This is a genomic window from Paenibacillus hunanensis, assembly GCF_034055775.1.
In the GTDB taxonomy this organism is placed as follows: domain Bacteria; phylum Bacillota; class Bacilli; order Paenibacillales; family Paenibacillaceae; genus Saccharibacillus; species Saccharibacillus hunanensis.
In genome coordinates, this window is sequence record NZ_CP139194.1 from 3421392 (window position 1) to 3435737 (window position 14346).

General features: G+C 44.0%; 14 protein-coding genes and 1 riboswitch. Of the genes, 2 read left to right on the forward strand and 12 right to left on the reverse strand.

Annotation, left to right across the window (positions count from 1 at the left end; genetic code table 11):
- Positions 1-101: 101 nt before the first annotated feature.
- Positions 102-335, reverse strand: coding sequence for a ferredoxin (locus SK066_RS13765; RefSeq protein WP_320541935.1), 234 nt, complete (start codon positions 333-335; stop codon positions 102-104).
- A gap of 153 nt (positions 336-488) precedes the next feature.
- Between SK066_RS13765 and SK066_RS13770 the strand changes: the two genes are divergently transcribed.
- A complete protein-coding gene (locus SK066_RS13770) occupies positions 489-1016 on the forward strand; it encodes a GrpB family protein (protein WP_320541936.1) in 528 nt (175 codons plus the stop codon).
- Between the two features lie 26 nt (positions 1017-1042).
- Here SK066_RS13770 and SK066_RS13775 read toward each other — a convergent pair whose 3' ends face one another.
- From SK066_RS13775 to SK066_RS13805, 7 genes are all read right to left on the reverse strand, one after another.
- On the reverse strand, positions 1043-1612 hold the full coding sequence (locus tag SK066_RS13775; protein WP_320541937.1) for an SF0329 family protein: 570 nt from the start codon (positions 1610-1612) through the stop codon (positions 1043-1045).
- Positions 1613-2049: 437 nt separating this feature from the next.
- Positions 2050-3690 (reverse strand): NRAMP family divalent metal transporter, encoded by a 1641-nt coding sequence (locus SK066_RS13780; protein WP_320541938.1) that lies wholly within the window; start codon positions 3688-3690, stop codon positions 2050-2052.
- Positions 3691-3923: 233 nt separating this feature from the next.
- Positions 3924-4092, reverse strand: a riboswitch (M-box (ykoK) riboswitch).
- 165 nt (positions 4093-4257) lie between these two features.
- Positions 4258-4878, reverse strand: a complete 621-nt coding sequence (locus SK066_RS13785; protein ID WP_320541939.1) for a class I SAM-dependent methyltransferase — start codon at positions 4876-4878, stop codon at positions 4258-4260.
- A gap of 93 nt (positions 4879-4971) precedes the next feature.
- Positions 4972-6273 (reverse strand): hypothetical protein, encoded by a 1302-nt coding sequence (locus SK066_RS13790; protein ID WP_320541940.1) that lies wholly within the window; start codon positions 6271-6273, stop codon positions 4972-4974.
- A gap of 52 nt (positions 6274-6325) precedes the next feature.
- Entirely contained in the window at positions 6326-7138 is an 813-nt protein-coding gene (locus SK066_RS13795) for a phosphotransferase family protein (RefSeq protein WP_320541941.1), read from the reverse strand.
- A gap of 519 nt (positions 7139-7657) precedes the next feature.
- Entirely contained in the window at positions 7658-8563 is a 906-nt protein-coding gene (locus SK066_RS13800) for a copper amine oxidase N-terminal domain-containing protein (RefSeq protein WP_320541942.1), read from the reverse strand.
- A gap of 44 nt (positions 8564-8607) precedes the next feature.
- Positions 8608-9177, reverse strand: coding sequence for a DUF4256 domain-containing protein (locus tag SK066_RS13805; protein ID WP_320541943.1), 570 nt, complete (start codon positions 9175-9177; stop codon positions 8608-8610).
- 280 nt (positions 9178-9457) lie between these two features.
- Here SK066_RS13805 and SK066_RS13810 point away from each other — a divergent pair, with 280 nt between their 5' ends.
- Complete coding sequence (locus SK066_RS13810) at positions 9458-10219, forward strand: 2-phosphosulfolactate phosphatase (protein ID WP_320541944.1); 762 nt, start codon at positions 9458-9460, stop codon at positions 10217-10219.
- Positions 10220-10366: 147 nt separating this feature from the next.
- Here the strand turns inward: SK066_RS13810 and SK066_RS13815 are convergent, their stop codons facing one another.
- From SK066_RS13815 to SK066_RS13830, 4 genes are all read right to left on the reverse strand, one after another.
- Complete coding sequence (locus tag SK066_RS13815) at positions 10367-11110, reverse strand: class I SAM-dependent methyltransferase (RefSeq protein ID WP_320541945.1); 744 nt, start codon at positions 11108-11110, stop codon at positions 10367-10369.
- A gap of 180 nt (positions 11111-11290) precedes the next feature.
- Positions 11291-12301 (reverse strand): phosphotransferase, encoded by a 1011-nt coding sequence (locus SK066_RS13820; protein WP_320541946.1) that lies wholly within the window; start codon positions 12299-12301, stop codon positions 11291-11293.
- Between the two features lie 393 nt (positions 12302-12694).
- A complete protein-coding gene (locus SK066_RS13825) occupies positions 12695-12988 on the reverse strand; it encodes a hypothetical protein (RefSeq protein ID WP_320541947.1) in 294 nt (97 codons plus the stop codon).
- 32 nt (positions 12989-13020) lie between these two features.
- Positions 13021-14334: a hypothetical protein gene (locus SK066_RS13830; protein ID WP_320541948.1), complete on the reverse strand. Its 1314-nt coding sequence runs from the start codon at positions 14332-14334 to the stop codon at positions 13021-13023.
- Between the last annotated feature and the right edge of the window lie 12 nt (positions 14335-14346).

The following is a 14346-nucleotide window of genomic DNA, read 5'->3' on the forward strand; positions in this document are numbered from 1 at the left end:
TCCATATTCAAACAAGCCCACCTTCCGTTTACTATGGAAAGTGGGCTTTTACTATTCAGCGCGACTATAGAAGTATGAACTGTAACGACTGGCATGATTATTTACGCAAATGGATAATCCGATTGTCGAACCGCCTCAGTCGGACAGCCGTCCACTGCATCCCACAAATCATATTCCATGTCCAAAGGAATACGCGTAACCCCGCGATTCGCATCGCCCTCATATACAGCTTCAGCATATCCTCCCTCATCCGGCTGAAAAACGGCGGGTAATACCGCAATACAAGCTCCACAAGCAATACAGCGTTCTTTTTCAATACGTGTATACTGCTTCATTGGCTCTGCTCCTTTATAATGGAAGTATCAAGCATTAAGCATACGTAAGACGGACGAACGAATGATAGGATTCGTGGATCAGGCTAACTGCTTACAGTGTAGCATCTGGTGCAGTTGCACAACAATCACGTATATACGACATGAGGTGAAGATTTGCGAACGACTATTTTAATGCCGTGGACAGCCGATTGGCACAAGCTTTATGCACAGGAGGAACCATTGCTTACTCGTATTTTGTCTGAAGAGCTATTATCGATCCATCACATCGGTAGTACATCGGTTCCAGCAATCGGTTTTGCCAAGCCGATTATTGACATACTGGTCGTTGTGAAACAGATTGACCGAGTCGAAGCTTATACCGAGCAATTCGCACATATCCATTATGTAGCACGAGGCGAAAATGGTATTACAGGGCGGCGTTATTTTATTAAAGGCGGCGATGATCGCACCCATCATCTTCATATATATGAAGCAGGGAATATTTGCATTACGCAACATTTGAATTTTAAAAGCTATTTGTCACATCATCCTCAGATTGCCGAGCAATACGGACAATTAAAGTGCCAGCTCGCTCATCTGCTACCTGAGCAACCAGCCACCTATGCAGCAGGCAAAGCTGACTTTTGTTCGGAGCTTATGGATCAAGCGATGGAATGGGCAAGCAGAACAGCCAATGACTAGCTGAGTAGCTATACACCTATACTTCATTAAAAAGAACGACGACGCAATTCATAAAAATACTGCACTGCCGGATGCTTGAGCTTAACTGCATCGCTCATATTTTGCAGACGCTTCTTGCCTACACGACGATCGATAAGCGCCAAAATATTAAGCATAATGTCCGGGCTATCCAGACTTTCATCAATCGGACGTGCGAGGAAGCGATTCGCCACCGTGTCGAAGTTCGACTTACTCAGCGCTGCCTGTGCGGATAAAATGTCCTTTGCACATTCGGATAGCTTGCGATTACGTGCAATCACCTGTAGCCGATCCTCTGGAATATTGCTGTTATTCCCCTGACGAACGGCTTCAATATCCTCGGCTGTGAGTGGAACATCAATATTCGGATTATTTTTAATCTCCTGCTCTGTCTGATACCAGCGGATTGGTGTGGTGGTATCCTTCATATTCAGAATATTCTTTTTGTCGACCGTGATGTAACAATTTCCTGATTTGTCAGGCGCATAGCGATAGCTAGTCGCACGATATTCTACCTTGCCCTGTAAAGCAGGGGCAAGAAAGCCTTCTAGATTTTGTTTTAATTTACTCCAGGACATAAATCCTCCTATTTTCTGAGCCTGCTACTGCGATTGAAGTAGAAGGTTGTTTTTGATTGCAGATTACACGTTGATCATGTATTTGAATTTCATATCTCAGGCAGCCTTCAATCTGTTGGCTGCGTGATAACGCCTACATGAATGTACTGAGAACCCAGATGCTGTAAAAGTTCATTTGCACACCGCTTCCGCAGCTTTAGACTTATTCTGCCGACGTTACAGCTATACGGGAAATTAAGCTGCATTTCACATACGCTAACCCTTTACATGACAAAATAAAGGCTTGCCAGCTACATGCCTTCTCTTTAGAGTATCACGGATACGGCGAGGAATATATAGCAAAGCCACCGAATACGATACATTCGGTGGCTTTAAGACTGATCTATTCTGTTCCTGACTGGACTCCATCCAGACGATCGTTCGGGTATATCCATCGATTACATTCCCAGCGCAAGCTGAATCGCTTTGACGATCATCATGAGTACAGCGATGAATAGATACGCGCGCAGAGTAAGCATGCCGAATTTGCGTGTTTTGGACCATACAGGCTTGGATAGCTGTTGCAGTGGTGGCATACGCCACATCCGTGGATCAACAAGCACATGATCAGCTTCGGCTGACGCTGGAGTACGATCGATTTTACCATGTTGCCGAACAAGCATGATGATACTCACCAGCAGTCCAGCTGCAAAGACGATCAGCATGGCTTCCATAAATGCCCCAATATTTATAGCTGGGAATAAAGTTTGTGCCGCCAGTATAAAGGACAGCATCACCAGTACACCCACAATTACACTGCTGACGATGTTAAGCCACAGCTTGTTCACCCAAGGACCCAGCACTTCTTTATCATTGCATAGCAGCAGTAAAAATACAGTCGCACTAGGCAGCAAAATACCAGCCAGTGCCTGTACCGCTGTAGTGATCACACCGAGCGGTGCATGTGGAACCAGCACGATGCCACCAGCGATCAGTACCATGAGTGCATAGCTGATATAAAAGCCAGGTGCATCTGACACTTTACGATGCAGCGAGTGCTTGATACCGAACGTATCCCCAATTGCATACGAGGTGGACAGTGTGACGGCTGCCGCTCCAATCAACGAAGCATTTAGCAAAATAATCGCAAAGCTAGCACCTGCAAAAGAACCAAGTGTAGTGTGCAGCCCTCTAGCAACCGCACCTCCATCGACAAAAGCACCTGCCAGATGCGTATGATGAAAAGCAAAGCCAGTTGCAATGATGAGCGCCGCCGCTCCGATAATAACGACAAACGAGCCAATCACGGTATCTGCGCGTTCGTATGCCATCCAGCGTGGAGTAAGCCGTTTATCGATCACATTGGATTGCTGAAAAAATAGCTGCCATGGTGCAACAGTCGTACCTACCATACTAATGATCAGCAGCATCATATTAGAATTAAAGTGTGAGCCCACACCAGGTACGAGAAAATTATGAATCACCGTACCTGTAACCGGATGGCTCATCACAGCCAGTGGAATTGCGAGGAAATTCACAGCAATGAACAGATACATCACAGTCTCCCAGCGACGGAAGCTACCTGTAAGGGTCGAAGCAATAAGCAGTACGGCTGCGATGGGAACCGACACATAAGGGCTTACACCAAAGTAAGACATCGCCAGATCAACACCGATAAATTCAGTGACCAGCGTCAAAAAGTTAACAAATAACAGATCGCCCACAGAAAAGGCTCCCCAGAAACGTCCGAAGCGTTCAAAGATCAGCTTGGCATGACCGACACCAGTAACAAGACCGAGACGCACGACCATTTCCTGATTCACGATCAGCACGGGAATAAGTAGCAGTAATACCCAGAGCAGATGAGTTCCATAATTTTGACCAGCCTGTGCATAGGTCGCTACCCCACCAGCATCATTATCACCAACCATTACGATTAGACCGGGCCCCATAATAACGAGTAATGTACGAAGCCGAGCGAGCCACGATTTGCGTTGAGCAGTATCATGCTGACCCACAGTGCCGAATGCACCATGAATATCTCCTACATGAGCTTGATCCAGTACGGCAGGTGACAGGTTGCGAGCTTGGTTTTGCATGACAAAGAACCTCCTTGATATATCCCATATTGAATTACATAGCATGTTGAACATTGAATTAAACGACACGATCGCTCCGGCATACTAGACCTGTCTCCCATACCTGTCACCTCCTTTTCATTACATGATGGATACTAACACTCTACTTATACCTGGAGATGCAAAAATCCCCCTGTCCTCAGCACAGGGGGATAAAGCATGCCAAAAAAGCATGCGGATCAACTAATGTAATCCTTATTTCCCCCTGGTTGAGCTTCGGCACTGTACAACGTAGAGTATGAATACTCAGCTACCTTAAGTAGAGCCTTAATCCGGCAATACCTGTTCTACCCATTGGCATCTTTCGATGTTTCCGGGCAGTAGCCTGTGTTTGTACAGGAGCCTCGCCTAACGAGAAATAGTATATTATTTTCATATCCAAGGTAAGTCTACTCGCGTGCTAGCCAGTTGTCAACTGCTTTTTTATCACAAAAAAGGACAACTGAATTGTCCTTTCTATACAGCTGGATATAGTGTTATTTTATACTAAAACTGGAACTTGAGAACAGCTTGCATCATGACAAATGATCATGCTTGAGCACCGTTTCCTTTACATGCATCGAGCACAAACATCGTCGCATCTTGATTCATGAACAACCGCTCACCTTCATAAAACGTATGCGATCGAATATCGGTATAGCCAATTCCAGTCATTATCGTTGCCAACTCTGCCTGCACAAAGCCCGGATGAACAAGCTCTGAATCAATTCCCTCATGACGATCAAAATCAACGATAATGACATGTCCACCTTCATTTAGCATGGCATATAAACGCGATAAAATAGATTCCACATCCGCAATATGAAGCAGCACCTGTGACATGAAAATATAATCCGCAAACCCTTCCTTCAGCTGGTCCTGCTCCAGATCAAAGCATACTGTGCTCGCATTCTGAATATCGGCAGCGGCAATCTTTTTATCTACCTCATGAATCATATTGGGAGACGAATCCATAAACAGGATAGAGCGAAAATCACTAACCAGCTCCAGACCAACTAACCCCGTACCGCAACCAAAATCAATGGCATGCTTATGACTGGCATCCTGTACATAGCTACGTATGGCATGAGCCGCTTTGACAGCCACTTCGATGCGTGCGGGGCTATCGTACTTCGTTGCCATCTGCTCGAATTTGTCTGTGTTTCCCATGGTGTCACTCCTTTACAAATGAATAAGGATGAATCCCATATTAAGCGATAAATAGGTGTAGCTACTAGGATTGGGATAGATCTGTTTGTTACTTCAGCGCTGATTTAAATACTCATTCGCGATCTGTCGGCATCGATCCCTCTTATCGGGCTCGTGATCAATTAGATATTGGATAAATATATCCTCGACCTGCTCATCATCAATACGTGCCAAACAATAAAACACCTCCTCAAGCAAGCATTTGAATCCTGGATGATTCAGTAGTCGCTTCGCAATCGGCAAAATGTCATCGGATTCGTTTAATGCCAGTCGCCTGAGTATCATCTCCAGTGCAAATTGTGCATCCTCGTCCGCTTGCTCGATTAGACGATCAATATGTTCAATCGACATATCCGATGTATAATCGTCAAAAGCAACCAATAGATAGTCTGGATAAATTCGCTTAGGTAACTCTTTAAATGGTTCGATTAAGCCACTTAGTAATTCTCTATTTGCATACATTTGTAGGATTGCTTCAACTTTATTTTTACTGAGCTTGGAGGATTGAAACAAAGGTCGCTGTTTCAAATCATGTAGCATCTGCTCCGGCTGCTGAAATAGATCTGCATTATATGTTTCTCCAGCAGCATAGAAACGAATAGGTTTACCGTTAGCAGCAGAAGTATATCCATTCACACGCATGATCGTCAGACAATCTATAGTTTGATTTTCTATGTACGCTGCGGCTGCCCGGTGATGCCCATCCAGTAATGTACTTATAAAACCACTGTAATAATATGCTAGACCCGTCATTCGTTTGCCCTGCTTTAGATCATTCACATAATGATCCACGCGATCGCGATTGAGCTGCTGTGTCGGCTGCGAGGGCACTAGAAATTTAGGCGTACTACAGCCGAACTGCTCCTTATAGAAAATCTCATCTGCTGTAGCTTGATATAATCGGCTAGCTTGCGGTATATTCCAGAAAAAGTTTCCTTCTCCATCCGTCGGAATCATTTCAATACGGGTCAATATATAATATCCATCCTCAAGAGTTGCAAGCAAAGGTGTCATTTGCTCAAACGACTCCAGCATCGATTGATCGGTCTGCTGAGCTTGCTTAAGCCCATTAATCAGCTCAATATCTGCTTGTGGCTGCCCTAACCCAATAGATAGTACATGATTACAGGTTGGACAATACTCATTCTCTCCATAGCTATACATTATCGGCTGATCTCCAAGCATGACGAATCGGTATGAATCTCCTTTACGATTGCTACCATATTTCACCGCTAATCTACCTAGACCCCCCTTTACGTTGAACAATAACCCTTCATGCCCCCATGTACTCTTCTCACCAGGGATTGAGTCCTTATATGTGACCGCTCTTTTCCATTTTGATAAAAATTCTTTCATCTATTCACCTCTTCTCCTTATCCAATAACTCCTCGTACAGAACTATTTTCATCTAGAAAAACTCATACAACCCTTTTTGAAAATAATCATACTCTTCATCCGTAATGATCCGCTCACCATATCCTGCAAAAAAGGCTTCATACCCCTTTTCCGCTTGAGGCAGTTCCTCTATCGACTCCATCGCCAGCGCCACATCATACCGTGGATCACCCCATGCACCGCCGCTCCAGTCGATCATACCTGTAACTCGTCCTTCATGAATCAGTACATTATCCATCGTGCAATCCCCATGAATAAGGGTCTGCTGTATATCGGCTGGACGATTGTGCTGCAAATGCTGTAGCAATTCAGCATTACCGTCCACTTTATAATGAGTTAGATTGTACTCTGACTGCTCTAATATGTGATCCAACCACTTGCTTTCCGTTTGTAAACTAGCAGGGCAGGGTGTATCGTGCAGCTGACGTATACTTTGTCCAAAAGCGAATAGGATATCACGCTGTTTTATCGGATCCTGCTCACGCATCAGCGCCTGATATACCGTTTCGCCCTGAATATGCTCCATCCATAGCCATGATTGAAGTCCATCCTCTGCGTCCTCGTATTGTAGAAAATGATACACCTGCGGCACATGTAGATGTACAGATGGAGTGATCGTAGCAAGACAGTCCAGCACATACGCCTCCTGCTTCAACCATGCTGCAAATTGGGCTCCGGTTGACTTTTTCAACACAGACAGCCCTTGATCCGTATGAAGAATCGCGACTTGAGAAGTACAACCCTGTTCGGGAAACGTAATCTTATGTATGATGCCTAGCTGCTCAGCGATACGATGTGGAATAGTCTGTTCCGTGATCGGCTTCATCGATTCATTCCTCCAGCTTTGTAAAATAAGGGGAAATTAGTTGAACAAAATATCCTAGCTGTGATGCGACATGATAGATGTGAATTACTCCTGATTCTATTTCAATTTATATCTAGACCATAGCTTTTTCCTAAGGGATACCAGCAGTAACGAAGGTGCAAATACAATAAACACATACATCAAAATAATCCATGGTAACGATCCGGTGAAGTTCGCTGCTGCTTGTGCCGATCGTCCTGCTTCGACATACAACCAGATAGGTACAGCTACAATCCACATGACTACACTGGAAACCATCACTGATCTCAGATTGCGCCATAGCAAGCAAAAAAGCAGATGCACGATTAACAGAATCCAGCCTGAAGCGCTGACTTCTCTAATACTAAGCATAATGAAGGCGACAATAGGGTATAGCATAATGATAATCCACTCCAAATGCTTATCCCTGTCATCGTATCGCTTCATAATAATCCCTCTTTCCATAAAAGGTAGCTATGAAGCTCGTATGTTGAACATCGATTACTTTTTGGTATTATCCTGCGGAATTTCTCGGATGACGGTATCGCCTGCCTTAGAATTACTGATCCCTAGCTCTTTCATTTCCCCTTTAGAATCGATTACGCCATAGCTCACCTGATCTTGCATCCATAGATCCCAAAAATAACTGAATGTTCCCTTATAGGTCGGTCGTGTTCCCCATTCCTGATCAACACCTGCAATGATACCTGGAATAAGCTCTTTACCAGTAGACTCGCCGCTCGTCGCTTCCCATGTCTTCCAGGCTGCATCATTTCTCACCTCGTAATAACTCACAACGCCTTGATTCACGATGAAAAAGGAATTGCTTTTGCCTGTTGGAAAATAATAGCCTGTTACATGCCCTTCATCTGTTGTGAATAGCCGCTCATTCAGTTCAACTCTCACTAGCTTCAGTGCTGCAATGCGCGAATCGACCAGTTTGCTGCTTCGATAAGCCTGTGTTACCGCTTGGTCGACTGGATAGATCACAACCGTTTTTGTCGCTTGATCCCACACGACCTTAGCATGTAAAGATTCTCCAATAAAACGAAGCGGTACATACACGCTACCATTTTGTATACCTACTGGCATGTCCAATATTACAGGGGCTTGATTAACGAGTGCTGTCTTTTGTCCAGCGACCACCTGCACAGTTTGATGAGCGGTTCGGTTGGTCAATGTCACTGTTTTGGTAGCAGGCTCCCAGTTCACGTAAACATCGGATAGAAAGCTTAATGTACGAATGGGAACAAGTGTCGTATCGTTGACGACGATAGGGTTCTGGCCTGTAAGCATACGACCGTTGACATTCAAATTCAAATCGCTAGCATCTGCGAAAGCTATATGAGCCTGGCAAGCTGCGAGTAGTACGGATAAAACAGCTATAATACGAGTACGTTTCTTCATCCTTTTTCTTCTGTCTGTAGCTTGATTACATCTAACTCTTCTGTTCACACGCGTACCCATCCGCGGAATCCACGCGCAGCATAGTACGAATCCGCTCCATTATGATAGATGAACACGGTATCATAACGACGATCTCCAAAAATGGCACCATCCAGCTTGCGAATACGCTCAGGCGTTTCGATCCAGCTGGAGGATTTGAGATCAAAAGCTCCAAGCTGCTGTAGCTGACGATACTGCTCCTCTGTCAACATCGTAATGCCCATCTCTGCCGCCATTGTCGACGCATCACTGGTAGGCTTGTTTTCTTTTCTGGATTCCCAGGCTGCACGATCATAGCATATACTTCTGCGCCCCTTCGGACTTTCAGCTGAACAATCGCAAAATACATACTCTCCGCTCTCTGCATCATATCCAATCACATCAGGCTCGCCGCCTGTTCGCTCCATTTCGCTGAGTGACCACAGCTTATCCTCTGCATCTGGAGCTTCCAGGCGAGCCCCAACATCCTCCCACTTTATCTCCTCATGGCGATTCATATACTTGGCAAAGCGAGCTTGCAAAGTGTCCAGCAATTCTGTACGTTGCTCTGATGATAAAAATCGGTTCATGGTCATGCCTCCCTGGGATTGTATGGCTTGATTGATATTCATCGCAAGGTAATCAATATGTAACCCTATTCCTGACTGTATTGCCTTTGTCTCATGACAGAAGTCAGATACTTTGCTAATGTAAAAATCACTTTCTATAGTCCCTCATTAGCAGCATGTGAATAAGGCGCGCTATTATATCTATTTTACAATAAAATCCATGGTATGATCAGCTAAAATAATAGCTGTAGATGAACTATCCAAACCCTAATTGGGTTGCTAGGTACATAATAAGGAGGAATACACATTGTTTTTTGACCAGATGCCTTTTGATATTAAGCTAGAATGGGGACAGCGAGGAGCACGAGCAGCCGCGGAGCGTGGAGACATCGTTATTATTATCGATGTGCTTAGCTTCTCCTCTACTGTAGTGACCGCGATAAAATATGGTGCAGAGATTTACCCGTACCCGCCTCCGATTAATGAGCAAGCGAAAGCCTATGCGCAGTCCGTCGATGCCGATATCGTTTGGGGACGAGCCGAATCGCTCACCTATGGTGGTCATTCTCTATCGCCGGGATCATTTACAGCAGCAGACAAGGGTAAGCGTTTCGTGATGTGCTCGCTCAATGGTGCAGCCTGCACATGGATCGCAGCCGATGCACGAGCTGTATTGATTGGCTGTGCTCTGAACGCATCTGTAGTCGCCGAAGCCGCCAATCGCTTGAGAATCATGTCCAAATGTAGCATTACTGTGGTGCCTTGTGGGGAGAAATGGTCAGATCCTTTGGAACAGGAAAATACACTTCGTCCAAGCATTGAAGATTATCTGGGAGCAGGTATGATCCTTTCCCGATTAACCGGAACGAAATCTCCTGAAGCGGAAGTATGTCTGGGTGCATATCAGCATACGAAGGAGAGAATGAAAGAATTGCTATGGGACTGTGCAAGTGGACGTGAATTGCGCGAACGAGGATACGAGCAGGATGTGATTCATTGCTCTCAGCTCGATCATATGACTACGGTGCCTATTTTAAAGGATCATAAGTTTGTACGGCTTAACATATAAAAAAGAGGGGCATGGATCCCCTCTTATCGGTCGTTAAAGTGAGCTATATTGTACAATCCGTTCTGTATTCTAAGCTAGATGCTACTGCAATCTGATCCTATATGGAATGATACAGCTATACGCATAGCAATTAACACATTTAACCGATCAATCCTTATATATCCGTAGCATCGTATTTGCCCCTTTTTGAAACTCGTACGATACCGTCACTTCTTCCGTCTGATAACCCGCATTTTCGATATACTCGATCAGCTGATCTAGATGCTGATATCTTCGACATGATAGATCCACCAATGGGAAAATACGTATTTCCTGACGGGTCACACGCAGCAATTCCTGTACCGTTTGTAGATGAAATTCATAATCTAATCGATCCGAATACATAAACAGAAAATGCGCTGACAACGTTAGGTCAAATGCATTCTCCTCAAATGGCAGCCGGGGTAATGTAGCCGCAATATAACGCTCTGGAAATTGCTGCATATCGTGCGCACAATCCGCTAACGCCTGCGACCGATGTTTCTTCAAATCCGCTACAGATTGAAAATAATCCCATACATAATTTGACTGCACCTTCTCCATATGCAGCATCGTATGCTCAATATCCGCCAGTCCCTTTTCCGCAAGCTGGGCAAAGGGGTGGTAATATGCGATATCGGTTGCAGTCACCTGTGCGCCTAAGGTATTAGCGACTGCGGTAAACGAACACGCACCTGCGGGACAATCCAATATGCGGCGTCCAATCAGGTCTTGCTTTGTCAGGTCGAACATGGATAGATATTCATCAAATGTCCGTCCGATAAATACAATCCGACTCAGTTCTAAACCCGTTTGTTCGTTGCTCAGCTCGTGGTTAATCCGTGTTTCATTCATCTGTTCCTCTTTACTCATCTCAGCTCAACTCACCTTTCTGTGCTCTACTCATTTTGAAATATTGGCAATATCGAGTGGTGCCGATGCCAATTCGGTAAAATCATCCATCGATGTGAATAAGCATTCTCGATGGATGAGTCTTATTGTACATGCTCTGAGTGCTTATTTTCAAACTAAGCTATCCTCTGTTCTGCTATTCTACTGAACGAGCAAAAGTAATTGCTCGCCTCGCTCTATAGATTTCCATATATGTTCTTGCAACAAAGTTTCTTCCTGATTCTCCATCAGCTCTATTGTCTTTGAAGTAAAGTTCCAGTTCAGGCAGCCTGTCAGCCATACTAGAGAAGCAAGCCTTTTCCGCTCTGCTGGTCTGCACATTTCCTCTACACCGTATCCTTTTAATAACGCTTGCGCAACAACGGGGGACATCTGATAGGATGCTATTCCGTCTGTTCTGGAATACCATTTGATCAACCATGCCAATGCTTCCAAACGATCGGTATACGTAATCGATTCGAAGTCTACCAGACCCATAATCTCCTGCTCGGAATTCCAAATCACATTCATTGGATTGAGATCAGACTGAACGATGAATTCAAAAGATTCTGCTTTAGCGCAATGAAGATGATGCTCGACTTCATGTAGATAGCTCTGTAATATTTCCCTTGTCGCTGGCATCATTACAGCCGCTTCAAATGTAGAGTACAGCATATTGTAAAATTGATGATATCCCTCAAGATGCGACAATTGCGGAAAGATGGTGGATTCGAACCCTGTAGAAACCGTATGTATGTGTTGCGCAAACTCGCCGAATGTGGATGCTATTTGTTCTGTACAATGCGTGATATGCTCGCCTTCTATCCACTCAAATAGGAGAAGTCTCCACTCTCGATCTGCAACATGTACTCTGGTAAACGGTTCGCCACATTGAGTTTTCACATGCTTCATAAATGGAATCCCTGAATCTACTAAATAGTTACAAAACCGAATTTGCTCGTTTAGAACCTCATCCGATAATGTGATAAATACATCTGTATTATAGCGATTGTCGCCAATGAATCTTGCCGAATACAGTTGATGATGGATACGAATTTTAAAATGTATATCTCCATGCTTGCCATACGATTGTAGTTCTTGCTCGATTGTTAAGCTATCCGGGTGTATTCCATAGGCACGTATAGCCTTTTGTAGTAATCGTATTTGATCCATTTCTATACCATCTCCCAATATAAAACAAGATCCACCACATAAAGAAAAGGGTAGATCTTGCGCTACGTTATTTCGCTATTTTATATTCTAGTTCAATCCACTCTATTTCCGAAGCTCTGCCTTATACCATCTCGTGCATATTCCAGACGTATTTTGAGATTCTCCATCCATTCAGGTGCTTGCACAGCATCCACACCTTCGAGCGTTCGTAATAACTTGGAAAACTTATACAGCTTAGCGAATCTTTGAAAACAGGAGAACTGCTGAATATCCTGATCACTGAGAGTAGCTATCGCACGATATCCATTCAAAAATGCTTGTATTTCTGATCTTTTCAAGTCTATTGGCTCATTAAGAAAATCATCCAATGAGCAAACAAATGGCAATAGTAGCTTACAGCATCGTAACTGTAGCGATATCCTTTCCTGCCCACAGCCTAAATGTATATCCCGTTTCCAGCAGATGCCACGGAGCTTCATCAACCAAAAAACCAACATCCGCATAGGTACCCCATGTATCATCTATAAAAGAGGTTATTCTGACAGGTACCGTCCATGTCTGACCTATAATCTGCCTGTCTACAACTATGCCATCTATCGTTACGATATCACGTAACCATGTGTGTAATAGATAATGGCTGGGATCATTGTACCATTCTATTCTAGCTTTGTAGTGTTTGTGTTCCATGCTGCACCTCATTTAGAATTAGAGAGCTTTTTTTATTTTCGCCTTGCCCACCTTCTCAAATCCTCATAGCTGTCATACAAGCATTCCTCCAAAATCGCTGGTGGAAGCATATTCCGCTCGAACATTTTTTGGATGAGCCTATTTCTACAAATGGAACAAAGTGTTTGTCTGTAGATGTAGATACATAGGGCTGGAGATATTTTAAAGGAACGGTTATCGAGTAAATGCTCGATGCTCATGAAAACACTATGCCATCCACCCTCATCGTATGATATATCTAGACTTTGAATACCTTTGAACAGCAGCTCTTCATCCTCATTCCGATAACAGTAGCACAGAAGATGAAGCGCATTCTCAAGCTCTTTCTGTTCTGAAATTAGACGTATCGCATAATCGTGAGTCCTATCGGATGGTAAATGTACTAGCATATCAAAAGCGATGTCGCGCAGCTCTGGATGATCACTTTCCGCAAGCTCGAAAACCCAGTTCTCTTCCAACGGAAAACGAACCTTTCGAAATGCCCACAACAATTCCAGCTTAATCAGGGGATTCGTTTCAGCCATCGCATATTTCGCTAATTCGATTAAGTCGTTGTCCGTAGCTACTTTAGCAAAACGAATGCCTAGTCCTCGACTTTGTCTTCTTTCTGCTGCTGCCAACAATGTGGCTAATGTTAGTGGCGGATCATCCGATCGATGTTGAATCCTTTGATCCGATACAGACTCTAAAAACGATTGGATGTATGGGGATTTCGTTGCGTTTTTTTGCAGATACATATCGACTCGCTTGGCTCCGAATTTGTTCTTCGCATTCGAATAAAACCAATCCATACTCCAGCCATCCGTATTTTTGAAGGCATATTCACCGAATTGCTGAGCCATATTTTTAAATCCATTAAATCCATCCAGAGACGTCAACCATGTAGAAAGCCACTCTAGATTCTCCGCTTGATCACGATCCCTTTTGTGAAAAACGAGTTCCAGCAATCTATTATATTTTGTATGTAGCGCTTCTCTTGCTTTCGTGCTTCCGTCTAATGAAAATAAATACAAAAGCTCGCACAACTGATCGAACAGCCAGTTCTCGATATTTTTCCACATAAACCTTTGAATGATCGCCTCTTCAAAAAAGCTCTTGTCTTCGAATAAACTAATCGCATTATATAAAAACGAGCCACGACCGCCCTCGCATTGCATGTCATAGCAGGTGTTATGGATACAACACCACAGTACAATATCTCTGTATTTCTCACGATTATTGCTGTCTTTTAACTGAACATATGAGCTACCCAATCCCCGCTTGAAATCTTCTTTGAATTGAGTTTTTGTAGGTTCTTTTAGTTTCAATCGCTACTCTCC